Origin of the sequence: Streptomyces tibetensis, assembly GCF_040647715.1 — a bacterium.
Classification (GTDB): domain Bacteria; phylum Actinomycetota; class Actinomycetes; order Streptomycetales; family Streptomycetaceae; genus Streptomyces; species Streptomyces tibetensis_A.
In genome coordinates this window covers 20,798-43,971 of sequence record NZ_JBEZCR010000012.1, presented here as the reverse complement: position 1 = coordinate 43,971, position 23,174 = coordinate 20,798, and the positions used below count along the sequence as shown (strand labels likewise).

Genomic DNA, 23,174 nt, shown 5'->3' with positions numbered 1-23,174 from the left:
TCACCGCTCCCTGACCAGTGCCGCGTACGCGCCGCCGCGGGCCACCAGGTCCTCGTGCCGTCCCCGCTCCACGACCGTGCCGTGCTGCAGGACGACGATCTCGTCGCTGTCGCGCACGGTGCTCAGCCGGTGCGCGATCACCACACAGGCGCAGCCGCGCCGGCGCAGGTTGTCCATCACGACCTGCTCGGTCTCCGCGTCCAGCGCACTCGTCACCTCGTCGAGCACCAGGATGCTCGGCCGGCGCACCAGCGCCCGCGCGATCTCCAGGCGCTGGCGCTGCCCGCCGGAGAAGTTGCGGCCGTCCTGCTCCACCTTGCTGTGGATGCCGCCCGGGCGGCGCGTGATCACGTCGTACAGGGCGGCATCGCGCAGGGCGTCCTCCACCGCGTCGTCCGGGATCGACGGGTCCCACAGGGCCACGTTGTCCCGGACCGTACCCTCGAAGAGGAACACGTCCTGATCGACGAAGGAGACAGAGGCGGCCAGCGCACCGCGCGGGATGTCCTCGATGCGCTGCCCGTCGATACGGATCACGCCCTCCCACGGCGCGTACAGCCCGGAGATCATCCGGGACACCGTGGACTTGCCGCTGCCCGAGCCGCCCACCAGAGCCACCTGCTGCCCGGGGCCGACCGTCAGGTCGAAGCCGGAGAGCAGGGGCTTGTCGAGGGGGCTGTAGCCGAACGTGATGTTCTCCAGCTCGACATGACCTTGCAGCCGGCGCGTCGACTCGCCGGAGCCGGGGCGGCCGTACAGCGGGTCGGCCTGGAAGTTCTCCACGTCCTTCAGCCGGGCCACGTCGGCGGCGAAGTCCTGGATGCGGCCCGCGACGCCGTTCAGCCGGGTCAGCGGGGCCGTGAAGCGGGTGACCAGGGCCTGGAAGGCGACCAGCAGACCGACCGAGATGTGCCCCTCCACCGCCCGCATGCCGCCGATCCACAGGATCAGCGCGCTGTTGAGGGTGGCCAGCGTCGGCGCGACCACGCCCAGCCAGGCACTCGGCACGCCGAGCCGCTGCTGCTCCTCCAGGGTGGTGGCGTGCTGCCCGGCCCACTTGCGGAAGTAGCCGTCCTCGCCGCCGGTCGCCTTCATCGTCTCGATGAGCTGAAGGCCCGTATAGGCGGTGTTGGTGAGGCGTGCCGTGTCCGCGCGCAGTTTCGCGGTGCGGGTCGCCCGCAGCCTGATGACGACCCGCATGGCCACGACGTTCAGCAGGGCCACGCCGATGCCGACGAACGTCAGCTGCGGGTCGTAGGTGTACAGCAGCACCGCGTACAGCACGACCACGATCGCGTCGACGCCCGCCGCGGCGAGGTCGCGGGACAGGGTCTCGGACACCGCGTCGTTGGACTGCAGGCGCTGCACCAGGTCGGCCGGGCTGCGCTGGGAGAAGAACGTCACCGGCAGCCGCAGCAGGTGCCGCAGGAAGCGGGCGCTGGAGAGAGTGGAGGAGATGATGCGGCCGCGCAGCAGGTTGGCCTGCTGGAGCCAGGTCAGTACGACCGTGAGCAGCACGCAGGCCGCCATCGACGTGAACAGCACGCCGAGCAGCGAGGTCTGGTTGCCGATCAGGAACTCGTCGATGTAGGTGCGGCTGAGCGCGGGAACCGCCGCGCCGACCGCCACCAGCAGCAGGCTCGCCAGGACCGCCGCGGGCATGGTGCCCGCCGTGCCGCGCAGCCGTGCCGGCATCGCGCCCAGTACGCCCGGCTTGCGGCCGCCCCGGGTGAACTCCTCGCCGGGCTCCATCACCAGCACGACACCGGTGAAGCTGCCGTCGAAGTCCTCCATGGGGACGAAGCGGCGGCCCTTGCCCGGGTCGTTGATGTAGACGCCGCGGCGTCCGAATCGCCGGCCCATGCCGTCGTAGACGACGTAGTGGTTGAACTCCCAGAACAGGATGGCCGGCGACTTCACCTCGGCGAGGGCGGCCAGGTCCATCTGCATGCCCTTGGCCGTCAGGCCGTAGGAGCGGGCCGCCTTGAGGAGGTTGCTGGCCCGTGAGCCGTCCCGGGAGACGCCGCAGGCGATGCGCAGCTCTTCCAGCGGGACGTGCTTGCCGTAGTGGCCGAGCACCATCGCCAGGGAGGCGGCGCCGCACTCGACGGCTTCCATCTGGAGCACGGTGGGGGTGCGGACGGTCTTCGCCCGGGCCTTGGGCACCTTGCGCTTGGGCGGCGCGGCGCGGCGCCTGCTCCGCGGCTCCTGTGCGGTCGCGCTCATGGCAGCAGCCAGTCGACGGGTCGCTGGTCGGCCAGCCGGATCGAACCGGAGGCCAGCGTCATGGAGGTCAGCTTGAACGGGGGGCCGTCCGCCGACGACCACCGGTAGCCGCTCTTCGTGGCGGAGGACTTGTCCAGCCGCACCGTCACGGCCACCGGCCTGCCCTTCTTGGTGAACTGCTCGCCCAACTGGCTGTCCCCGAGGAACGCGGCGATCGTCTGCGGGGACTGGGCCGAGCGGTCCACCGACTTCACATGGCCGCGCAGCACGCCGTACTCCTGCGTCGGCACCGACTGCACGGTCAGGTCGACGGAGGCGTCGTCGGGGATCGAGGCGGCGTTCTCCGCCGGGACGTACACGGTGGCGTAGAGCGGGTCGCCGGGGTGGGCGACCTTCTCGACGGCGGCGACGTTCGCGCCGGTCCGGATGATCTGCCCGACGGTCGCGGCCAGCGCCGAGACCCGGCCCGCGGCGAGCGTACGGACGACCGCTTCGCCCTTGGCCGTGCGGACCTTGAGCACGGGGGAGTCCGCGGGCAGCTGCTGGCCCTGCTTGGCGAGCACCGCGGTGACCTGGCCCGCGACGGGGCTCTGCAGGACATAGCTGCCCTGCCCGTGCGTGATGATGGCGGGCGCGCTGACCGTGGAGGTCACCGAGCCGGTCACGGCCCACACCGAGGCGGCCGCCATGGCGACGACCGTCACCGAGAGCACGAGCCAGCCCTGCGGACGGGCGAAACGCACCGGAAGGTCGAGTTCCTCCGGTGATTGGAGCTTGGCGAGGGCCTGTTGGCGGAACTGCAAGGAACTTCCCTCACCCGTGGAAGAGGTGGTAACGGAACCCGAAGAACCCGGAACCGCCGGCTGCGGTTCCGGGAATCATCGGCGCAAAGGCTCGATCAGAGGCCGGAGACCAGGCCGGTGACCGGGGCCGTGTTCAGGCCGGTGACGCCCTCGACGGTGCCGACGGCGGTGTCGACCAGGCCGGAGACCGGGGCAATGCCGTCGACGGTGTCGGTGACGGTGTTCACGGCGTTCACGGACAGGCCGCCGGAGATGGCGTCGAGCTGGGCGTCAGCGATCTCGGCGGTCTCAACCTGGGGGGTGGAGTTCATGATGGAACTTCCCTTCATATGGATATCTCACAAGGGGGGAGCGGCCCCCTCTGGGGACAGATGACGGCCGCGACCACGAGCGCCGGACATTCGTTTCCGAGTGCCCTGAGCGGCCCCCGCGGTGCGATGGATCAAAGCACGCCGCTGCTCCGCGCTTCCAATCAACCACCCCTCTCACCAGGCAACTTGCGCCCCAGCGGCACCGATCCGTGGAGGTCTGCGCACGGCTTGGGGGCGAGTTCTTCACATGCGCCACCGCATCGGCGCATCCCAGCCCTTGAGTCGCCGGGCGGCGAATCCGGCACTCCCGCCCCAAAGGCGTGACCCACACGGCCGGGCTGTGGATAACCCTCCTTTCGGTGACCGGGTTGAGCAGTCGATGTGCAGATTCGCTGAAGCCGGGGTTTGACTCCGCGATTGCGACAGATCGTTTCCAGCCGAACACGGAGCGTGTCGTTCCGCCGTCCCGGGGCGACGCCCGTCCTGAAAGGCCGTCATCCGGTCATGGCTCACCGCGGGCCGGCCGGGTCCGCCCTGCCGGACCGGCCCCTGTGAACAGGGCGGTCGCGGGATGAGCGGTCGGTCGGTGTGCGGGGGGAGTTGGCTGATTCCTCGATGCGAAGCGATCACTTGCAATCGGAATTGAACGCCCCGTCCGGCACGTGCGTACCAACAGCCATCCAGACGCCCCCCAGAAGCTGCCGGACGGCGGCACCTACTCCGTTCCCCAGGAGGAGAGAAGTTTGAGTCACAAGCGAATTCCGAAGCGCAAGGCCGCGATAGCGGCGGGCGGCGTGGTGGCGCTCGGCGCGGCCGCGATCCTGCTCCCCAACGCCAACGCCTCGCAGGACGGTTCGTCCGCCGGCGCGGCTGCCGCGCCGAAGACCCTGAAGGCGGGCGACGCCTCGGATCTCGCCTCGCAGCTCTCCGGGCTCCTCGGTGAGGCGTTCGGCGGCTCCTACTACGACGCCGACAGCAAGCAGCTCGTCGTCAACGTCGTACCGGGCGACGACAACAACGTGATCGTGCAGGCGAAGGCGGCCGGTGCGAAGGTGCGCGAGGTCGACAACAGCTGGTCGGAGCTCCAGGACGGCGCGTCGACGCTGAAGTCCGAGGCGACCATCGCGGGCACCTCGTGGTCGATCGACCCGCGCACCAACAAGCTCCTGGTGACCGCCGACAGCACCGTGACCGGTGCCAAGTGGGACAGACTGCAGAGCACCGTGCAGGAGCTCGGCTCCGGCATGGCCACGCTCAAGAAGTCCTCCGGCACCTTCAAGCCGTTCGTCTCCGGAGGCGACGCCATCTTCGCGGGCGGCTCGCGCTGCTCCCTCGGCTTCAACGTCACCGCCGATGACGGCTCCCCGGCCTTCCTGACGGCCGGTCACTGCACCCTCGGCGGCAACGAGTGGTCCGACACCCAGGGCGGTCAGCCGATCGCCACGGTGGACCAGGCGACCTTCCCCGGCAACGGCGACTTCGCACTCGTGAAGTACGACGACCCCGCGACCGAGGCGCCCAGCGAGGTCAACACCGGCGACCAGACCGTCCCGATCACCGAGGCGGCCGAGGCGACCGTCGGGCAGCAGGTCTTCCGGATGGGCAGCACCACCGGGCTCAACGACGGCCAGGTCCTCGGCCTCGACGCCACGGTGAACTACCCCGAAGGCACCGTCACGGGCCTCATCCAGACCGACGTCTGCGCCGAGCCCGGCGACAGCGGCGGCTCGCTGTTCACCCAGGACGGTCTCGCCATCGGCCTGACCTCCGGCGGCAGCGGTGACTGCACGGCCGGCGGCGAGACGTTCTTCCAGCCGGTGACCACCGCCCTGGAGGCGGTGGGCGCGACCCTCGGCGCGGGCGGCGGCGCCGGTGCCGGTGACGAGGCCGGTGCTGGTGCGGGCGAGGAAGCCGGTGCGGGCGAGGAAGCCGGTGCGGGCCAGGAAGCCGGTGCGGGCCAGGAGGCCGGTGCGGGCGACGAAGCGGGCGCCGGTGACGAGGCCGGTGCCGGTGCGGGTGCCGGTGAGCAGGCCGGTGCCGGTGAGCAGGCCGGAGGCGACGAAGCGGGCGCCGGAGCCGGTCAGGACGCGGGTGCCGGTCAGGACGCGGGTCAGGGTGTCGAGGACCACTCCGGTCTGACCGAGTCCCGCTGACCCCCGCAGAGCCGTCGGCAGCCGGTCCGACGCAGCCGGTCCGGTTCCGCCCCCTTCCTGGCGGAACCGGACCGGCTCCCCTGCGTTCCGGGCCGGTTGCCGATGCCCACCGGCCCTACCCCTGCTCGAGGGCCCGGATCAGCAACAGGGCGATGTCGTCGAGCCGTTCCTCCCCGTCCGCGCGGTGCCGCTCATGCCGGACGAGACCGTCGGCCAGTTCGTCCAGCGGCTGGTCCCCGGCGTCGGCCAGCCGCCGGCCCAGATCCGCGAGGGCCTCCTCGAAGTCCGTACCGGGGGACTCCACCAGCCCGTCGGTGTAGAGGACGAGCAGCGAACCGGGGGGCAGGGCGACCACCGTCGTCGGGTACACCGCCGAGGCGTCGATGCCCAGCAGCGGGCCGCCCGCCAGATCGAGGACCCGCACCCGCCCGTCCGGCCGTCTCAGCAGCGGCGGGGGGTGCCCCGCCCGGGACATCACGGCCCGCCCGTGCTCCGGGTCGAGCCGCAGGTACAGGCAGCTGGCGAACAGGTCGGACCCGAGGTCGAGCAGCAGCCGGTTGGTGCTGCTCATGACCTCCTCGGGCGCCTGCCCCACGGTCGTGTACGCCCGTACCGCGGTGCGGACCTGTCCCATCAGCCCGGCCGCCGTCACGTTGTGGCCCTGCACGTCCCCGATCACCGCCGCGGCACGCCCCTGGGCGCCCACCAGGTCGTAGAAGTCGCCGCCGATGTCCATGCCCTGAGTGGCCGGCACATAACGGCCGACCGCCTCGATGCCGGGCAGCGACGGCAGGGAGTGCGGCAGCAGCGCCTCCTGCAGACCGTGCGCGAGCCGGTGCTTGGCGTCGTAGAGCAGCGCACGCTCCAGCGCCTGCGCGATCAGCCCCGCCATGCTCGTCATCACCGCCCGCTCCTCCGTCGGGAACGGGTGCGGCTCGCTGTAGGAGAGCACGCACGTCCCCACCGGACGGCCCTGGGCGATCAGCGGCAGGAAGGCCCAGGCCGCGAACCCGTCGGGGGTCGCGAGCCGCGCCGGGTACAGGCGCTCCAGCTGCTCCTGCGACTCGAAGAACGCGGGCACGCCCGTCCGCAGCACCTGGGTGCCGGGTGTCGACTCGGTCAGGGGCATCCCGTCGAACCGCTCCACCACGTGCGGGTCCCGGTACCCGCGGTGCCCGAGCACCCGCAGCCGCTTGGCCCGCGAGCCCAGCACGACCAGGGCCTGGCTGCCCACCGCCGGGGCGATCTCGTCCGCGACCAGCTGCACCACGTCCTGCACGCCCACCGCCTCGGTGAGCGCCCCGGCCAGGTCCAGCACCTGCGTGATGGTGACCAGCCGGGACGGTGCCCCGTCGGGCGGCGGAGCGGTCCGGTTCATCCGGGACACGGCCCTGGACCTGGTGATGCGCACGCTCAGGCCCGTCGTGCTCGGGTACAGCCGGAACGACAGCCATTCCCCGGGCGGGCGCAGCGCCACGAACGAGGTGACGTGCTGGCTGAGCAGAGCCGCCCGGTAGCGGTCCTCGTAGACCGGGTCGTTGAGCCAGGGCACCGACGCCCACAGCTGGGTGCCGAGCAGCCGGCTGACCGGGACGTTCAGCAACTCGGCCGCCGCCGCGTTCACGAAGCCGACCCGTCCGTGCAGGTCGAGCGAGACCAGCCCGTAGGGGAGCCGGCTCACCATCCGGGCCGCCTCGACCGTGCCGAGCGTGCCGGCCATGCCGCCCACCAGGGGCGAGGCGAGCAGATCGGTCTCGGGGTGCGGCGGGATGCTGTGCTCGGCGGCCCGCTCCAGCCGGACCGCCAGCCGGCCGCAGGCCGCGGTCAGATGATCACGCTCGTGGTCGGACATCTCCGCCGCGTGCGCGCCCGGCCACGTCACGAAGACCGCTCCGTAGACGGTCGACTCGGTGGCGACCGGCACGGCGGCCAGCGCGAACGAGTAGGGCAGCACCACGGCGATCCGCGGATAGAGGCGGGCCATCTCCTCCTCGCCGCCGACCCACACCAGCCGCCGCTCGCGAGCCGCGTCGGCGACCGGGATCGGCGCGCTCAGGCCCACCCGCTCCCAGGGCGCCGCGAACGCCCGGGGCAGTCCGGCCATCACCGCCATCTCCAGCACCGGCTGATCCGGGGCCATCAGGTACACCGCTCCGGAGTGGGCGTGCACCTCGTCCATCATCGAGGCGAGTGCCAGCGACAGCAGGGGACGGCCGACCGGCGTCCGGGCGGCTGCCGGCGCCTGCGCGGACGACTGCCCGTCGGACACGCCGACCACCTCCTCGCACGGCCGCGCGACCGGGTTCAGGAACAAATCTCCCCCCTGGCGGCCCGTCCCGCACGACGAGCGGTTCCCGAACGGTGCCGGTTACCGTCGGTCACACCTGCGCCGGCCTCACGGGGGGCACTTCCGTACCCCGAGCGACCCGACCCATGCCCCCGTAGTCGAAGCGTGGGCAGGCGTACGGGCGCCGGGCGTGCGCCCCCGCGCCTCCTGATGGCTGGTTTCTCGTGTCCACGCAGGGTCACCGTCGCGAACAATGGGGCACGCGCTCAACAGACGAGGGGGCGTACGGCGAGCGTAGGGGGTGGCAGTGATCCGGGTGCTTCTGGTCCACGACGAGTGTCTGGTGCGGTCGGTGCTGGCGGAGTGGCTGCGGCAGGAGTCCGACCTGGCGGTGCACGACACGTCGTGGCGCGGCGCGCCGGGCACGGTGCGGTCGGTCAGGCCGGACGTGTGCGCGGCGGACCTGGAGTGCGCGGACTCCTACGGCATCCCCCCGCTGGGCGAACTGTGCCGGCCGGCGCCGGACCGTGCACGCCCCCGATTACTCGTGCTCGCCAGCGCGAACCGGCCGGGCCTGCTCAAGCGGGCGGTCGAGGCGGGGGCGCTCGGGTACGTCGACAAGGAGGGATCCCCGCAGAATCTGCTGCGCGGGATCCGTCGTGTTGCTGAGGGGGAACGTTTCGTCAACGACTCGCTGGGCTTCGGGTTCCTCAAGGCGGCCGAGATGCCGCTGACCCGCAGAGAGCTGAGCGTGCTGACCCTCGCGGCCGAGGGAGCGTCCATAGCGGAGATCGCCGGGAGCCTGCACCTGTCCCACGGGACGGTGCGCAACTACATGGCCGCCATCACCCGCAAGACCGGGGCCCGCAACCGCATCGACGCGATACGCATCTCGCAGGGCCAGGGCTGGCTCTGACCGCTGGGCCCTGTCGTTCGGACACCTCGGCGTCTCGTGGCAGGGCTCGCTCGGGCCGGCTGAGAAGAACCGCACCTCATGGCCGAGCCGATCCGAAGGACGGGACCTACCGGGCCAGTGCGGGAGACCAGCTCCCGACGAGGTCCCGGTACAGCGCCGAGGACCGCAGCAGCTCCTCATGCCCGCCGTACGCCGTGCTCCGGCCGTCCATCACCAGGACGTGACCGGCGCGGCGGGCCGAGCTGATGCGGTGGGCCACCACCACCAGGGTCCCGCCCGGCCGGGCGGCGAACGCCCGCTCCGCGCGTTCCTCCGTCTCCGGGTCCAGATGGCAGGTCGCCTCGTCCAGCAGGGCGAGCGGGGCGTACGACAGATAGGCCCGGGTCAGCGCGACCAGCTGCCGTTCGCCGGCCGACAGCGCCGGGGGGTCGACCCGGGCGCCGAGCCCCCCGAGCCGCTCGGCCAGCGGGGCGAGACCCACCGCCTCGGCCGCGGCCAGCAGCTCCTCCTCGGGCACCGCATCCGGACGCAGGTAGCCGAGGTTCTCGGCCAGCGTGCCGCTGAAGACGTACGCCTCCTGCGGGATGAGCACCCGCGCGGCGGCCGCCGCGGGGCCGGGCACGGGGTGCCCGCCCACCCTGACGCTGCCGCGCGTGGGCGTGAGCAGCCCTGCCACGAGCGCGGTGAGCGTGGACTTGCCGGTGCCACTGGGACCGACGACGGCCAGGTGCGCTCCGGGCGCAAGGTCGAGGTCGAGGTCGTGGACGACGGGCGCACTGGCGGGGCCGTAGGCGAAGGTGACGGAGGCGAGGGAGACGGCCGGGGGCGGCTCCGCGGCGGCTTGGTTCCGGGAAGGGGCGTCGGGGGCCGGCACGGCGCAGCCGTCGTTCGAGGGGGAGCGGCTCCCGGCGGGGTGGGGCTCGCCGCCGCCGGGGAGGCTGTGACCGGCCAGGACGGCACCGCCTCCCGGTCGGGGCCTGTCGGCGGCGGTCATGGTGTGCGCCGGGCGGGTGTTCCCGTCCGGGTGGGGCGCGCCCGGGCGGTGGGCGGAACGGGGTTCGCCGGTCGGCCGGGACCTGTCCGCCGTGGTGGCGTCCGGGCGGGGGTTCGTCGCCGGGACAAGCGGGGCGGTGTCGTCGGCGGTGTCCGGCCTGGTCAGTCTGCGCAGTACCACCGTCAGGCGGGAGCCGCTCGTGCCCAGACCGTGGATCAGGTTGCGCAGGGCGGGGAGCAGGGACTGGGTGACGTAGGAGAGGGCACCGACCAGGGCGCCCGTGGTGACGCCGTGGGCCAGGAGCCAGGGGGCGGCGGCGAGCAGCAGCACGATCGGCAGCTGCCCGCCGATCGTCAGGGACGCCACCCGCAGCACGCCCCAGCGGGCGAGCGCGCGCGCCGCCCGCAGTTCAGCCTCGACGCGTTCCCCGGTGCCGGCGGCGACCTGCTCCTCCGCGCCGGTCGCCGTGATGTCGCGCAGGCCCGGGCAGACGGTGCCGAGATCACCGGCGAGCGCCTCGTCGGCGACGAGGAAGGTCTCCTGCCGCCGGGCGAGGGGCCGCAGCGTCGCGGCGAACAGCGCCATACCGGCGGCCAGGGGCGGTCCCACGACCAGCAGAAGCGGCGGCGCCAGCGCGAACAGGCCCGCCAGGGCGCCGACGGCGGTGAACACGAAGGAGCGGGAGACCATGACCAGTCCCGCGAAGGTGTCCCGGGCGATCTCCACCTGCTGGGTGAGCCCGGACAGCGATCCCGCGTCACCGCCGCGCACCCCGCGCGCGACCACCCGTTCCACGAGCCGGTCACGGAGCGGCTCGACCAGGTCGGCGACGGCGGCGTAGACCCGGGCGGTGCCGTACGCGCCCAGCAGGACCCCCAGACCGGTCACCGCCAGCCAGAGCAGTCCGACGTCCGCCCGGCCGCGCAGGAACCCCTCGTCCAGGGCCCGGGCGGGGCCGTACCCGATGAGGAACGTCTGTCCCGTCTCCAGCACGGACCAGACGGTGAGCCGCACCAGGACCCGCCGGTGGGCCAGCAGGAAGCGCAGGCCCCGGGCGGGGAGACCGGTGGAGGACGTCATGAGCACTCCCGTCCCCGGCAGCCGCACCCCGCACACGTCCGGCCGCTCACGCCGTTCACGTCCTTCTCCCCGCTCGTCCCGCCCCGGGGGCCGGGGACCGGTTGTGAACCGCCGTCTTGCGCGGGGGAGTCGGCGGGGCCCGCCCCGTCCGCGAACACCGCCCGGTACTCCGCCAGCCGCCACAGCTCCTCGTGCCGTCCCACCGCCCGCACCCGCCCGCCGTCCAGCCACGCCACGGCGTCGGCGCACGCGGCCGTCGCGCCGCGGTGGGCGACCAGGAGCCGGGTGCTGCCGGGGCCGTCGCCGAAGAGGGCGTCGGTGATGCGGCGTTCGGTCACCGTGTCGAGGCTGGAGAGGGCGTCGTCGAGGATCAGCAGACGTCCCCCGTGGGCGAACGCCCGGGCGAGGCCCAGCCGTTGGGACTCGCCGCCGGAACGGGGGGCGTCGGCGACGGCCGTGTCGTATCCGTCGGGGAGGCGGCGTACGAAGTCGTCGGCGAGGGCCGTGCGGGCCGCCTCACGGATCCGGCCGGGGGAGGGGGACGGCAGGCCGAGGCCGATCGCCTGCCCGACCGTGCCGCCGAGGAGGGCGGGGCGGGCGAAGGCGTAGCCGACGGCGCCGCGCAGGTCGTCGTGCGGCAGCTCGCGCAGCGGCACTCCGTCGAGGAGCACCTGGCCGCCGTCCGGGTCGGCCAGCCGTCCGGCGAGCGCGGCCAGCAGCGACTTGCCGGAGCCGGACCGGCCGACCACCGCCAGCGTCGTGCCGCCCGGCACGTCGAGGTCCACCCCGTCGAGCACGGTGCGCCCGCCGCGCCGGGCCGTCACCCCGCGCAGCTCCAGCCGCCCGGGGCCGTCGGGCAGCCGGCGGGCACCGTACGCGGTGGCGGGCTCGGTCCCGACCTCGCCCAGACGCCGGGCCGCGGCCCGGGCCCGGGCCAGGCCCGCGAGCTGCCCGACCAGCATCCCTACGCCGGTGGCGAGCACCGCGTACCGCGAGGCGGCGAGCACCTCGCCCACCGAGAGCCGGTCCCGGCCGAGCAGGACCCCGGCCACGGCGACGACCGCGAGCTGCAGCAGCGGTGCCACGGCGACCGCCCGGGCCGCGGCCCGGCCCTGCACCCGCCACATGCGGTGCCCGGCCCGGGACAGATCGGGCAGCGGCCGCAGCACACGGGCCGCCTCGCGGCGCTCCGTACCGGCCGCCCGGACGGTGCGGACCCCTTCGACGGCCTCGGCCAGCGCGGCCGCGATCCGGCCCTGGGCCTGCTGATAGCGCGACGCGCTCTCGGAGGTGTCCCGCGAGACGGCGCGCAGGAGAAGGGCCAGCACGGGTGCCCCGGCGAGGAACGCGGCCGCGAGCCACCAGTCGATCAGCGCCAGTGCGACCAGCCCGCCGACGGGACCGGCGAGTGCGGCCGGCAGCGCCGCGCGGGCCGCCGGGCCGGTGCCCGCCTCGGCGGCGTTGCCGACCAGGCGCGCGACGAGGTCACCCGAGCCGAAGCGGTCCGCGGCGCGTGGTCCGACGCCGAGGACGTGCCCGGTCAGCCGGCGGCGCAGCCATGCGGTGGTCCGGGCGTCGACGGTGCCGGTGAGGACGGTCTGGGCCGCGTCGAGCAGACCGAGCAGCAGGACGAGGCCGGCGCAGCAGAGCACCCAGCGGGTCGCCGGGGCGTGCGCCAGCAGAAGATCGAGGGCCCGGCCGAGCACGACCGGAAGCAGCAGTCCGCCACCCGTCGCGGCGATGCTCACCAGGCACAGCGCCACACAGCGGGACCCGCTGTACCGGGTGGCCGTGCGCAGCAGCGTGCGCGCGTGTCCGGCCGCCGGGTCGTCGTCGCCGCGCGAGGTCATACGGGCCTTTCCTGGAACGGGAAGGACCCCGGGCGGCCCCTCCCCGAAGGAAGAGAGCCGCCCGGAGCGAGCAGACCGTAGATCAGAGACAGAGCAGAACGCTCGCGGCGCTGATGCAGGAGAGCAGGCTCACCGTGCTGTTGCCGCCGCCGGTGGAGAGCTCTTCGGTCTCGATGGTCTGCAGGTCGAGAAGTGCCATGGTGATTCCTTCCGGTTGGGTGTCCGTCCGTGGTCATCCGTGGGGACGGGGTGGTGTCACGACTCCGCGGGATCGCGGAACCGCGTCAGTGGGGCCGCCTGTTCGGCGGCGGGAGGAACGGCAGATGGGCGCCGGTCGTCGGGTCGAGGGCCGCGCCGAGCGCCAGCAGGCACCCTGCCGTTCCGGTGGCGAGGTCCATGGAGAGCCGCATCATCTGGTGGCCGGGGAAGGCCAGCTGGCCCTCGTAGGTCATCGCGAACCAGCCGAGCCCGGCGACCTGCGCGGCCAGCCGGTCCCCGGTCGCGCCCGGCGTGGTCGTGCGGCTGAGATGCAGGATCATTCCGGCGCGGCCCTGGAACAGTCCGGGCTGCGCGTAGAAGCGCGAGGTGGCCGCGGTCAGCACCCCGGAGCGCGCGGTGTCGAACTCCTCGGCGAGACCGGGGGAGTGGAACACGAGGTCGTCGAGGACCATGCCGAGGCCCGCGCTGCCGTCGCCGAGGTAGGGCATGGTCCGCCAGCCCTCGTCGACCTCCAGCGACCCGTTCTCGCGGGTCACGCAGGACGCCAGGTCCCGGCGCAGGGCCACGGCCGCCGCCTCCAGCCAGGCCTCCTCGCCGGTCCACTCGTACTGCCGCAGCATCAGCAGGGCGGCACCGCTCGCGCCGCGCAGCAGCCCGGCGCGTGGCCGGGACGTGGCCGGGACCGGCTCGGTCAGGCGCTGGACGAGGATCCGCGCGGCCTCGTGGGCCCGCAAGCCCAGTTCCGTCTCGCCGGTCGTGCGGGCCAGGTGCCCGAGGACCAGGCCCAGCCCGGCCAGTCCGCCGTGCAGGTCGGAGGAGAGGTTCTGCCACCGCTCGGCGAGGATGCCCTCGACCAGGTCCAGCGCCCGCTGCCGGTGCCCGAGCCGGTCGAGGAGCAGGGCGACGCCGGCGAGCCCGTCGTACAGGCCGAGCGGGGTACCGACCGGGGCCGGTGCCGTGTGATCCAGCAGCCAGCGCTCGCCCTCCTCGTACCGCTCGGCGCCGGCCGCGTCCAGTGCGAACAGCACCCCCGCGGCGCCGTGTGCGAGGCCGAGCCCGCCGCCGTCGGAGAACTGGGCGACGTCACCCGGAAACAGCCGGTCGTCCCGCTCCGGGGTGGCCGAGGCGAGGATGGCCTTGACCATCGAGTCGCGGCTGTACGGCCAGTCGCCCGGATCCACCGGCGCGGAGGGAGGGGCCGCCGTACGGCCGGACACCTCCCGCGTGATCTCGGACACCGCCTGGTCGAGGAACTCCCGCGGCACGTCCGGGAACTGCTGCGAGATCACGTCGGCCAGATGCGCCGCCTTGCCGCGGTCGACCACGAACAACGTGGTCACCGGCAGGAACAGGGCCAGCCGCAGACAGGCCAGCGCATAGCGGTCGATGTCGGCTCCCCGGCGGTCCGGCGGCGCGAAGAACCCGGGGTGGGCGACGACCTGACGGCCGTTCTCCTCGGTCGGGGCCGCGGCCTCGAAGTCGAGGAGGAACACCGTCTCCTCGTCCGGGGCGACCATGATGTTGAAGACGTGCAGGTCGTTGAAGACGATGCCCCGGGCGTGCACCGCCGCCACGGCCTCCTCCACCTTGCGGTGGATGCGCAGCGCCCAGGCCGTGTAGGAGGCGACCGCCTCCGCGTCGGGGTCCTGGGTGAGCAGGGGATGCCGCTCGGCGAAGAAGGAATTGAGCGGGCGGCCCTCCAGGAAGTCCATCACCAGGAAGCGGTGGCCGCCGAGCTCGAACCAGTCGCGCACCTCCGGCACCACGCCGGTGCCCGCGACCTGCTCCAGCGCCCGCTTCTCCCGCTCCAGCCGGGCGATCGCGTCGGCGCCGTCCGAGGCGAGACCCGCGTGCGGGCGGCCCTCCTTGAGGACGACCTTGCGCCCGTCACGGGTGTCGGTGCCGGCGTACACCCCACCGCCGTTGGAGAAGTGCAGCGCCTTCTCGATGCGGTACGGCAGCTCACCCGTCGTCGTGTTGTTCCGCGCGTCGAGGTGCGGCTTGAGGAACGCCGGCAGCGTCACCCACTCGGGCACCTGGAAGGACGGCGACCGCCGGTCCGGCACCAGCCGCCCCTCGCCGTCGCGCACCGCCGGCACCAGCGAGCCCCGGTCGTCCACGACGAACGCACGGGCGAAGGCGCCGTAGCGCACGTACAGCGGCCCCTCGCCCCAGCGCAGATCGGTGAGGATGTACGGCCCCTCGAACCCCTCCAGGAGGGCGCCCAGCTCACGCAGCACCTGATGCAGCTGGTCCTCGTCGCCGGGGTAGACGGTGACGAACTTGCCGCTGCCGTCGCGCGGCGCGTATTTGGTGTTGCGCAGGTGGAGCAGGTGCGGTCCCGGCACGAACTTGAAGGGGACGCGCCGCTCGACGCAGTAGTCCCACACGATCCGGGCGATGTCCTCCGCGTTCGCCCGGGTCGCCGAGGCGTGGATCTTCCACCCCTGGGCCGGGCCCTGCAGCGGTTTCCCGTCCGGGCCGAGCGGCGTCATCGTCTGCCAGTCGCCGATCCGGGCCGACTCCCAGCCCTCGGGCAGCGGCCGGCGGGCCGTCTCGTAGAGGTGGGCGGCCGTCCCTTGCGCGCCCCGCGCCAGCCGGTCCGGCGTCTCGTAGAAATGCCGGTCGGCGAGCGCGTACACCTCGTACCGCTTGTCCATGCGTCCCCCTCCTGACGAGCACCGAGCTTTCCAGCCACCCGCCGTGCACGCACAGTCACGCCTGTCACGAGAACACCGTGCGGAACGCATGCGTCAAGACATGTTCGGTTTCATTCGAGCGACCGCGTCGGCGCCGGTCCACGGAACGCCCCCAGGGGCTGCGCAGGTGTCTCATTAGCGCTGTAATGGCCAACGTGGTCAGTCAGGGCGCCCAGGAGCGCGGAACGCGGACACTGCGTGCCGAAGGTGCCCTCAAGGCGATCGCGATCGATCAGACGTCGCCCGAACGGCTGCGCCGCGTCCTCGAACAGGCCCTCGTCTTCGCCGGTGCGGCGCTCGCCGCCGTCTACGCCCCCAGCGAGGACGGCGAGCTGCTGTGCCTGATGGAGTCGGCCGGGGTCCCGAGGACCCTGTACGGACTGCGCGACAGCTACCCGCGCGCCGGGCGGTCCCCCGTCGCCGAGGCCCTGCGCCGTGGACGGCCGGTGTCACTGGGCCCGGCGGAACTCGCCGAGCACGCCCACGCGCGGCGCGTGCCCTCCCGGGACTTCTTCCTGACGGCCCTGCCGGTACAGGGGGACGGCGGCTGCCTGCTGGCCGTGAGTGAACGCCCCGACGGCTTCGCCGCCGACGACCTCAGGTGCCTGGAGCTCATCTCCGACGCGGTCGCCTTCACCGCCCCGGCCGCACCCGCGGAGGCCGGCGACCTGCCACCGAGCGCTTTCACCCTCGCCATGGACACCGGCCGCGTCCGGGTCGGCGACGACCTGCTGGACCTGTTCGGTCTGGAACCGGTGGAGTTCGACGGCCGGGTCGAGACACTGCTCGGCCTCACCGTCCCCGAGGACCTGCCGTCGCTGATGTCCGTGGTGGAGGCCGACCACATGTCGATCGGCGACCGCGAGCTGGAGTTCCGGGTGCTGCAGCCCGCCGGTCCGCCGAAGTGGCTCCGGCTGCGCGGGCGCCTGCTGCCCGGCGGCGAGGGCCGTCCGGCACGGCTCGTGGGCACGGTCGTCGACGCCTCCACGCTCCGCTCCGACGTCACCGACGTGGCCCGGGTCCAGCGCCTGGCCGCCGCGCTGGCCACCGCCGTCACCGTCCGCGACGTGGGCAAGGCCGTGGTCGCCGCGCTGCGCAGGCCGCTGCGGGCCGACCGGATCGCCCTCGCCGAGCTGGAGAGCGAGCGTCTCGTCGTCACCGTCCTCGACCCGCCCGAACCCGAGGCATGGCCCGAGCTGTGGCGGTCGGAGTGGCGTACCGAGTGGCCCGACGCGCCCGTGCGCGCGATGCCCACCCTCGCCGCCGCACTGCGCGAGGGCCGGGCCCGCATCTGGCCCGCGGGCAGCCCCCTGGAGCGCGCCCTGGCCGAGGTGGGCCCCGGCGGCCTCGCCGTCCTGCCGCTGCCCGCCGGGAACCGCATGGCCGGCGCCTGCCTGATCGGCTGGGACACCCCGCACGACTTCGGCACCGACGAACGCGCCCTGCTCACCGCCTGCGCCGGCCTCGCCGGACAGGCCCTGGTGCGGGCCCGGGCCTTCGACGCCGAGCACGAACTCGTCGGCATGCTCCAGCGCCAGCTGCTGCCGCGCAGCCTGCCCCGGCTGCCGGGCGCGGTGGCCGTCGCCCGCTACCTGCCCAGCACGGCCGGGCTCGAACTCGGCGGCGACTGGTACGACGTCATCCCGCTGCCCGACCACCACGTCGCCCTCGTCATCGGGGACGTCCAGGGCCACAGCGCGGGCGCCGCCACCCTCATGGGCCAGATGCGCACGGCCCTGCGCGCCTACGCCGTCGAGGGGCACCCGCCGGACGTGGTGGTCGCGCACGCCAACCGGCTGCTGACGGACATGGAGAGCGACCTCTTCGCCACCTGCTGCTACGTCGACGTGGACCTGGAGGAGGGCGCGGCCTGGTGTGTGCGGGCCGGGCATCTGCCGCCGGTGCTCCGCTACCCCGACGGCCGGACCGAGATCGCGGAGTCCGAGGGCGGCCCGCCTCTCGGAGTGGTCACCCGGGCCGACTTCCCCATGAGCCCGCTGCGGCTCCCGCCCGGCACCGTGATCGCCCTGGCCACGGACGGGCTCGTGGAGACGCCCGAGACCGACATCGACGAAGGCATGGACCACTTCGCCGGGCGGCTGGCGGACGCAGCCCCCGCCGACCTGGGGCTGGTCGCCGACGCCCTCCTGGGCGACGCCCCGCGCAGCGACGACGTCGCCCTGCTCCTGCTGCGCTACGACGGCATGGACCTGCGCCCGCTGCGGGAGAGCTGGACGGTCTGGCGAGTGCCGCAGGCCGTCGGGCACGCCCGCCGCTTCGCCCGGCGCACCCTGCGCTCCTGGGGCGTCACCGCCGAGTACGACGCCGCCCTCCTCGTCGTCTCCGAACTCGTCACCAACGCCCTCGTGCACACCGACGGCAAGGTCCGCATGGACCTCACCCTCGTCAACAACCGGCTGCGCATCGCCATCGCCGACGCCTCCCCCCGCTCACCGGTCAGACCGACCAGCATCGGCTGGGAGGCCACCGGCGGCCGGGGCATCCTCCTCGTCGAGGCCCTCGCAGCGACCTGGGGCACCCTGCCGGTCAGCGGCGGCAAGCAGGTATGGGCGGAACTGGTGCTGGGCCGCTGAGCACCTCCGGCCCGGGCCGGGCGTTGGGCTGGGCGCCCTTCGGCCGGGCGGGCTGCTGAGCACCTCCGGTCCGGGCGACTGCTCAGGCCAGCCGCTTCAGGAGTTCCTCCGCCAGCGGCGCCGACGACGCGGGGTTCTGGCCCGTGACCAGATTGCGGTCGGTGACCACGTGCGGGGCCCACGGCTCCCCGGCCCGCACGGTCACGCCGGCCTCGGTGAGACGGTCCTGCAGCAGCCAGGCGGCACGGTCGGCGAGGCCGCCCTGGACCTCCTCGGCGTTGGTGAACGCCGCGACCTCGTAGCCGGCGAAGACATTGCGGCCGTCGGCCCCGACGGCGGCCAGCAGCGCGGCCGGGCCGTGGCACACGACACCGAGCGGCCTGCCCGACTCAAGGGCCCGGGCGAGCAGCCGGCCGGAGTCGGAGTTCACGGCGAGGTCCTCCATCGGGCCGTGGCCACCGGGGTAGAAGACAGCCGCGTAGTCCTCCAGCCGGACGTCCTCGAGCCGCAGGGGATGCCGCAGCTCGGTGAACGACTCCAGTGCCTTCGCGATCCGGTCGGCGTTCTCCTGCCCCCCGTTCACCTCCTGGGCCAGGGACGCCCGGTCGACGGGGGGCTCGACACCGCCGGGCGTGGCCACGACGACCTCGTGCCCGGCGGCCCGGAACGCCTCGTACGGGGCGACGGCCTCCTCGGCCCAGAAGCCGGTGGGGTGCCCGGTGCCGTCGGCCAGGGTCCAGGTGTCGGCGCCGGTGACGACGAAGAGGATCTTCGGCATGGTGGGTGCATCTCCAAGAGACGGGCCGCGGTCGAACAGTGCGGCGATGACTCGGGCGAGGACGACCGTAGGCGCCGCGGACCGCAGGTTTTCCCCTGGTCTGCCCTGTGGCAGCCATAGGTCTCCCCATGGCGCGGCGCACTGGTGCCGGACCCCGTGGGGCCCATCGTCCCCCTCGGCACCACCTCTACCCGCCCCGCCCGACCTCACCCCGCTGCGCACGCCGGCGCCGGGCTCGGTGTGCCGCCGAGCCCTCGTCCGCGACCGGCTGCCGACGGCCGGCCACACGTGGTGATGCCGCGCGACGGCCGGGTACCCGGCGTGGCACAGGACGGAGAGACCGCCACGAGCCGAAGAAGGAAAAGGTAGAGACACATCATGGCTCAGCATGTCCGCGACATCATGACCGTCGACCCGGTCACCGTCGAGCCGCAGACCTCCGTCGCCGAGGTGGCTCGCATCATGCGCGACGAGGACCTCGGGGCCGTCCTGGTGACGGACGGCGACCACCTCCGGGGCCTGGTCACCGACCGTGACCTCGTGGTGCGGTCGGTCAGCAAGGGCGGCGACCCGGAGCGGATCAGCGTGGCCGCCGCGTGCAGCGACGAGCTGGTCACCGTCGGCCCCGACGAGGACCTGACACAGGCGGTGGAGCTGATGCGCGAGCACTCCGTGCGCCGCATCCCGGTCGTCGACCACGGGCACCCCGTGGGCATCGTCTCCCTGGGAGACATGGCCATGGAACGCGACCCCGAGTCGGCGCTCGGCGACATCAGCGCCGCGCGCCCCAATGCTTGACAGAGCACCCCATCGGACGGTCCCGCGCCCCTGCTGGGGGCGCGGGACCGTTGCATGCGTCCGAACGCCAGGCCGGGGAAAAGAAGTTCGATCGCGGTCGTGCGAGTGTTTCGCGCCGGGTTTGTTCGGTTTTTCGCCGGGCACTCGAACAGCAGCGGAACCAGAAGGAAGATGATGAGTCGTGGAGTCCATGGACACCAGTGAGAAGCCCGTCGTCCGCCAGTACGAGACCGGCTGGTCGAAGGCACGCCGTCTGCGCGGAAAGGCCGCGCTGCGGACCTGCCTCCCCGCCGTGGGAGACCGGGGAACCCCCGGCACGATGCGCTCCGGCTCGGAGTGGAACATCGTCCGGGGCGAGGACTGATCCCCCCTGACGCTCCTCCGCAGCACGGCGCGGTGACGATCCCGGTAACTCCGCGCTTCGGCAACCAAAAGAAGTGATGTTCACATCCGTCGGTTCACGACTAAGGTGAACCGAATGAAGGCTCTCGTGCTGTCCGGCGGCGCAGGAACAAGACTGAGGCCGATCACGCACACGTCGGCCAAGCAACTCGTCCCCGTGGCCAACAAGCCCGTGCTGTTCTACGGGTTGGAGTCGCTCGCGGACGCCGGCATCACCGATGTGGGCATGATCGTCGGGGAGACGGCCGCGGAGATCCAGGAGGCGGTCGGGGACGGCTCGAAGTTCGGCCTGGACGTCACCTACATCCCCCAGGAGCGGCCCCTCGGGCTTGCTCACGCCGTACTGATCGCCCGGGACTACCTCGGCGACGACGACTTCGTGATGTACCTCGGCGACAACTTCATCGTCGGCGGCATCACGGGCCTCGTCGACGAGTTCCGCGGCAACCGGCCCGACGCCCAGATCCTGCTCACCCGCGTCGCCGACCCGCGATCCTTCGGAGTCGCCGAACTCGACCCGTCCGGCCAGGTCATCGGCCTGGAGGAGAAACCCGACCAGCCCAAGAGCGATCTCGCGCTGGTCGGCGTCTACATGTTCACGCCCCTCATCCACGAGGCGGTGCGCGCCATCGAACCCTCCTGGCGCGGCGAACTGGAGATCACCCACGCCATCCAGCACCTGATCGACACCCGCGCCGACGTGCGCTCCACCGTCATCAAGGGCTACTGGAAGGACACCGGCAACGTCGGCGACATGCTCGAGGTGAACCGCACGGTCCTCGAAGGCATGGAGCGCCGCATCGACGGCGACGTCGACGAGGCCTCGGAGACCATCGGGCGCGTCGTCCTGGAGGAAGGCGCGCGGATCGTGGGCTCCCGCGTCGTCGGACCGGTCGTCATCGGCTCGGGCACCGTCGTCAGCAACTCCTACATCGGTCCCTTCACCTCCCTCGCCGAGAACTGCCGGATCACCGACAGTGAACTGGAGTTCTCGATCGTGCTGCGGGACTCCTCGATCCAGGGCGTCGGCCGGATCGAGTCCTCGCTCATCGGCAGGCACGTCGAGGTGACCCCCGCCCCCAGCGTCCCCAGCGCCCACCGCCTCGTCCTCGGAGACCACAGCAAGGTGCAGATCACTTCATGAACCTCCTCGTCACCGGCGCCGCCGGGTTCATCGGCTCCCGCTACGTCCGCGCCCTGCTCGCCTCGGACGCGCCCGACGCGCCGCGCATCACCGTGCTGGACAAGCTCACCTACGCCGGCACCCTCGACAACCTCGAACTGACCCACCCGCGGCTGGAGTTCGTGCAGGGCGACATCTGCGACGCCGAACTGGTCGACAAGCTGATGGCCGTTGCGGACCAGGTCGTGCACTTCGCCGCCGAGTCCCATGTGGACCGCTCGATCAGCGGCGCCGCCGACTTCGTCCGCACCAACGTCCTCGGCACCCAGACCCTGCTGGACGCCGCCCTGCGCCACGACGTGGGCCCCTTCGTGCACGTCTCCACCGACGAGGTCTACGGCTCCATCGAGTCCGGCTCCTGGCCGGAGGACCACCCGCTCCAGCCGAACTCCCCCTACTCGGCCTCCAAGGCCTCCTCGGACCTGCTCGCGCTCGCCTACCACCGCACCCACGGCCTGGACGTGCGCGTCACGCGCTGCTCCAACAACTACGGCCCGCACCAGTTCCCCGAGAAGGTCATCCCGCTGTTCGTCACCAACCTCCTCGACGGCCACACGGTGCCGCTGTACGGCGAGGGCCGCAACATCCGCGACTGGCTGCACGTGGACGACCACTGCCAGGGCGTCGACCTCGCCCGCACGAAGGGCCGGCCCGGCGAGGTCTACAACATCGGCGGCGGCACCGAACTCACCAACAAGGAGCTCACCGGCCTGCTCCTGGACGCCTGTGGGGCGGGATGGGACCGGGTGGAGTACGTCGAGGACCGCAAGGGCCACGACCTGCGCTACTCCGTCGACTGCAGCAAGGCCCGCGACGAACTCGGCTACCGCCCCCGCCACGACTTCACCACCGGCCTCGCCGAGACCGTCGCCTGGTACCGCGACAACCGCGCCTGGTGGGAGCCCCTGAAGCAGCGCGTCGCCCAGGAGCGGTCATGAGGTGGCTGATCACCGGTGCGGGCGGGATGCTCGGCCGTGACGTCGTCGAGGAACTGACGAGCCGCGGCGAGAGCGTCGTCGGCCTCGACCGCGCCGCCCTGGACATCACGGACCCCGCGGCCGTCGACGCCGCCGTACGGCAGCACCGCCCCGACCTCGTCGTGAACTGCGCCGCCTACACGGCCGTCGACGACGCCGAGACCGACGAGGCCCGCGCCCTGGAGATCAACGGCGTCGGGCCGCGCCTGCTGGCCCGCTCCTGCGCCGCGCACTCCGCGCGCCTGATCCACGTCTCCACGGACTACGTCTTCTCCGGCGAGGCCCGCACCACCCCCTACCCGGAGGACCACCCGACCGGCCCGCGGACCGCCTACGGCCGCACCAAGCTGGCCGGGGAAGAGGCCGTCCTGGAGGAACTGCCCGGGGCGAGCGCGATCGTGCGCACGGCGTGGCTGTACGGCGTCCACGGCGCCAGTTTCGTGCGGACCATGATCGGACTCGAGGCCCGCCGGGACACCCTCGACGTCGTCGACGACCAGCGCGGTCAGCCCACCTGGAGCGCGGACGTCGCCGCTCGGATCGCCGGCCTCGGCCCCCGGCTCGGCCCCGACGCGCACGGGATCTTCCACGCGACCAGCACCGGCGAGGCCACCTGGTACGACCTCGCCCGCGAGGTGTTCTCCCTCATCGGCGCCGACCCGGACCGGGTGCGCCCCACCAGCAGCGCGGCCTTCCCCCGGCCGGCGCCCCGACCGGCGTACAGCGCCCTCGCTCACGGACGGTGGCAGGAGATAGGCCTGCCGCCGCCGCGCGACTGGCGTTCCGCCCTGCACGAAGCACTGCCCCGCATCCGCAAGGAGATGTCCCAGTGAGACGGCACGGGTTCCCGCCCCGTGCGGCGTGGCGTGCCGAGCGACGCCGAATGTCGGCCGCGGCGGCGCGT

17 protein-coding genes are annotated in these 23,174 nt (G+C 73.0%); 8 read left to right on the top strand and 9 right to left on the bottom strand.

What is annotated here, in order from left to right; all coding sequences use genetic code 11:
* The 3 genes from AB0B29_RS28920 to AB0B29_RS28910 all read right to left on the bottom strand — a co-directional run bounded on the left by AB0B29_RS28920 (nucleotide 1) and on the right by AB0B29_RS28910 (nucleotide 3,340).
* Nucleotides 1-2,226 (bottom strand): NHLP family bacteriocin export ABC transporter peptidase/permease/ATPase subunit, encoded by a 2,226-nt coding sequence (locus AB0B29_RS28920; protein ID WP_362244399.1) that lies wholly within the window; start codon nucleotides 2,224-2,226, stop codon nucleotides 1-3.
* Nucleotides 2,223-3,029 carry an HlyD family efflux transporter periplasmic adaptor subunit gene (locus tag AB0B29_RS28915; RefSeq protein ID WP_362244398.1) on the bottom strand — a complete coding sequence of 269 codons (807 nt, stop codon included), beginning with the start codon at nucleotides 3,027-3,029 and terminating at the stop codon, nucleotides 2,223-2,225. Before AB0B29_RS28915 ends, AB0B29_RS28920 begins: the two co-directional genes overlap by 4 nt.
* A 95-nt stretch (nucleotides 3,030-3,124) precedes the next feature.
* Nucleotides 3,125-3,340, bottom strand: a complete 216-nt coding sequence (locus tag AB0B29_RS28910) for a type A2 lantipeptide (protein ID WP_351641428.1) — start codon at nucleotides 3,338-3,340, stop codon at nucleotides 3,125-3,127.
* A gap of 743 nt (nucleotides 3,341-4,083) precedes the next feature.
* Here AB0B29_RS28910 and AB0B29_RS28905 point away from each other — a divergent pair.
* Nucleotides 4,084-5,493: a S1 family peptidase gene (locus tag AB0B29_RS28905; RefSeq protein WP_362244397.1), complete on the top strand. Its 1,410-nt coding sequence runs from the start codon at nucleotides 4,084-4,086 to the stop codon at nucleotides 5,491-5,493.
* A 115-nt stretch (nucleotides 5,494-5,608) separates the two neighbouring features.
* On the opposite strand, the gene AB0B29_RS28900 is transcribed toward AB0B29_RS28905, so the two are convergent.
* Nucleotides 5,609-7,771 (bottom strand): PP2C family protein-serine/threonine phosphatase, encoded by a 2,163-nt coding sequence (locus AB0B29_RS28900; RefSeq protein WP_362244605.1) that lies wholly within the window; start codon nucleotides 7,769-7,771, stop codon nucleotides 5,609-5,611.
* A 316-nt stretch (nucleotides 7,772-8,087) separates the two neighbouring features.
* Here AB0B29_RS28900 and AB0B29_RS28895 point away from each other — a divergent pair, with 316 nt between their 5' ends.
* Nucleotides 8,088-8,696, top strand: a complete 609-nt coding sequence (locus tag AB0B29_RS28895; protein ID WP_362244396.1) for a response regulator transcription factor — start codon at nucleotides 8,088-8,090, stop codon at nucleotides 8,694-8,696.
* A 106-nt stretch (nucleotides 8,697-8,802) separates the two neighbouring features.
* On the opposite strand, the gene AB0B29_RS28890 is transcribed toward AB0B29_RS28895, so the two are convergent.
* The 4 genes from AB0B29_RS28890 to lanKC all read right to left on the bottom strand — a co-directional run bounded on the left by AB0B29_RS28890 (nucleotide 8,803) and on the right by lanKC (nucleotide 15,499).
* Entirely contained in the window at nucleotides 8,803-10,770 is a 1,968-nt protein-coding gene (locus AB0B29_RS28890; RefSeq protein ID WP_362244395.1) for an ATP-binding cassette domain-containing protein, read from the bottom strand.
* Nucleotides 10,767-12,620 carry an ABC transporter ATP-binding protein gene (locus AB0B29_RS28885; RefSeq protein ID WP_362244394.1) on the bottom strand — a complete coding sequence of 618 codons (1,854 nt, stop codon included), beginning with the start codon at nucleotides 12,618-12,620 and terminating at the stop codon, nucleotides 10,767-10,769. Before AB0B29_RS28885 ends, AB0B29_RS28890 begins: the two co-directional genes overlap by 4 nt.
* Before the next feature lie 82 nt (nucleotides 12,621-12,702).
* Nucleotides 12,703-12,819: a SapB/AmfS family lanthipeptide gene (locus AB0B29_RS28880; protein WP_362244393.1), complete on the bottom strand. Its 117-nt coding sequence runs from the start codon at nucleotides 12,817-12,819 to the stop codon at nucleotides 12,703-12,705.
* Nucleotides 12,820-12,904: 85 nt separating this feature from the next.
* The gene (lanKC, locus tag AB0B29_RS28875; protein WP_362244392.1) at nucleotides 12,905-15,499 is read right to left on the bottom strand and encodes a class III lanthionine synthetase LanKC; all 2,595 of its coding nucleotides are present in this window, start codon (nucleotides 15,497-15,499) and stop codon (nucleotides 12,905-12,907) included.
* 185 nt (nucleotides 15,500-15,684) lie between these two features.
* Here lanKC and AB0B29_RS28870 point away from each other — a divergent pair, with 185 nt between their 5' ends.
* Entirely contained in the window at nucleotides 15,685-18,132 is a 2,448-nt protein-coding gene (locus tag AB0B29_RS28870; RefSeq protein WP_362244391.1) for a SpoIIE family protein phosphatase, read from the top strand.
* Nucleotides 18,133-18,214: 82 nt separating this feature from the next.
* Here AB0B29_RS28870 and AB0B29_RS28865 read toward each other — a convergent pair whose 3' ends face one another.
* Nucleotides 18,215-18,910, bottom strand: a complete 696-nt coding sequence (locus tag AB0B29_RS28865; RefSeq protein WP_362244390.1) for a type 1 glutamine amidotransferase domain-containing protein — start codon at nucleotides 18,908-18,910, stop codon at nucleotides 18,215-18,217.
* Between the two features lie 378 nt (nucleotides 18,911-19,288).
* Between AB0B29_RS28865 and AB0B29_RS28860 the strand changes: the two genes are divergently transcribed.
* The 5 genes from AB0B29_RS28860 (at nucleotide 19,289) to rfbD (ending at nucleotide 23,103) form a co-directional block, all read left to right on the top strand.
* On the top strand, nucleotides 19,289-19,708 hold the full coding sequence (locus AB0B29_RS28860; RefSeq protein WP_362244389.1) for a CBS domain-containing protein: 420 nt from the start codon (nucleotides 19,289-19,291) through the stop codon (nucleotides 19,706-19,708).
* A 181-nt stretch (nucleotides 19,709-19,889) separates the two neighbouring features.
* Nucleotides 19,890-20,072, top strand: coding sequence for a hypothetical protein (locus AB0B29_RS28855; protein ID WP_362244617.1), 183 nt, complete (start codon nucleotides 19,890-19,892; stop codon nucleotides 20,070-20,072).
* 114 nt (nucleotides 20,073-20,186) lie between these two features.
* The gene (locus tag AB0B29_RS28850; protein ID WP_362244388.1) at nucleotides 20,187-21,254 is read left to right on the top strand and encodes a glucose-1-phosphate thymidylyltransferase; all 1,068 of its coding nucleotides are present in this window, start codon (nucleotides 20,187-20,189) and stop codon (nucleotides 21,252-21,254) included.
* Nucleotides 21,251-22,231 (top strand): dTDP-glucose 4,6-dehydratase, encoded by a 981-nt coding sequence (rfbB, locus tag AB0B29_RS28845; protein ID WP_362244387.1) that lies wholly within the window; start codon nucleotides 21,251-21,253, stop codon nucleotides 22,229-22,231. The genes AB0B29_RS28850 and rfbB overlap by 4 nt, the downstream gene beginning before the upstream one ends.
* On the top strand, nucleotides 22,228-23,103 hold the full coding sequence (rfbD, locus tag AB0B29_RS28840; protein WP_362244386.1) for a dTDP-4-dehydrorhamnose reductase: 876 nt from the start codon (nucleotides 22,228-22,230) through the stop codon (nucleotides 23,101-23,103). Before rfbB ends, rfbD begins: the two co-directional genes overlap by 4 nt.
* Nucleotides 23,104-23,174 lie beyond the last annotated feature (71 nt).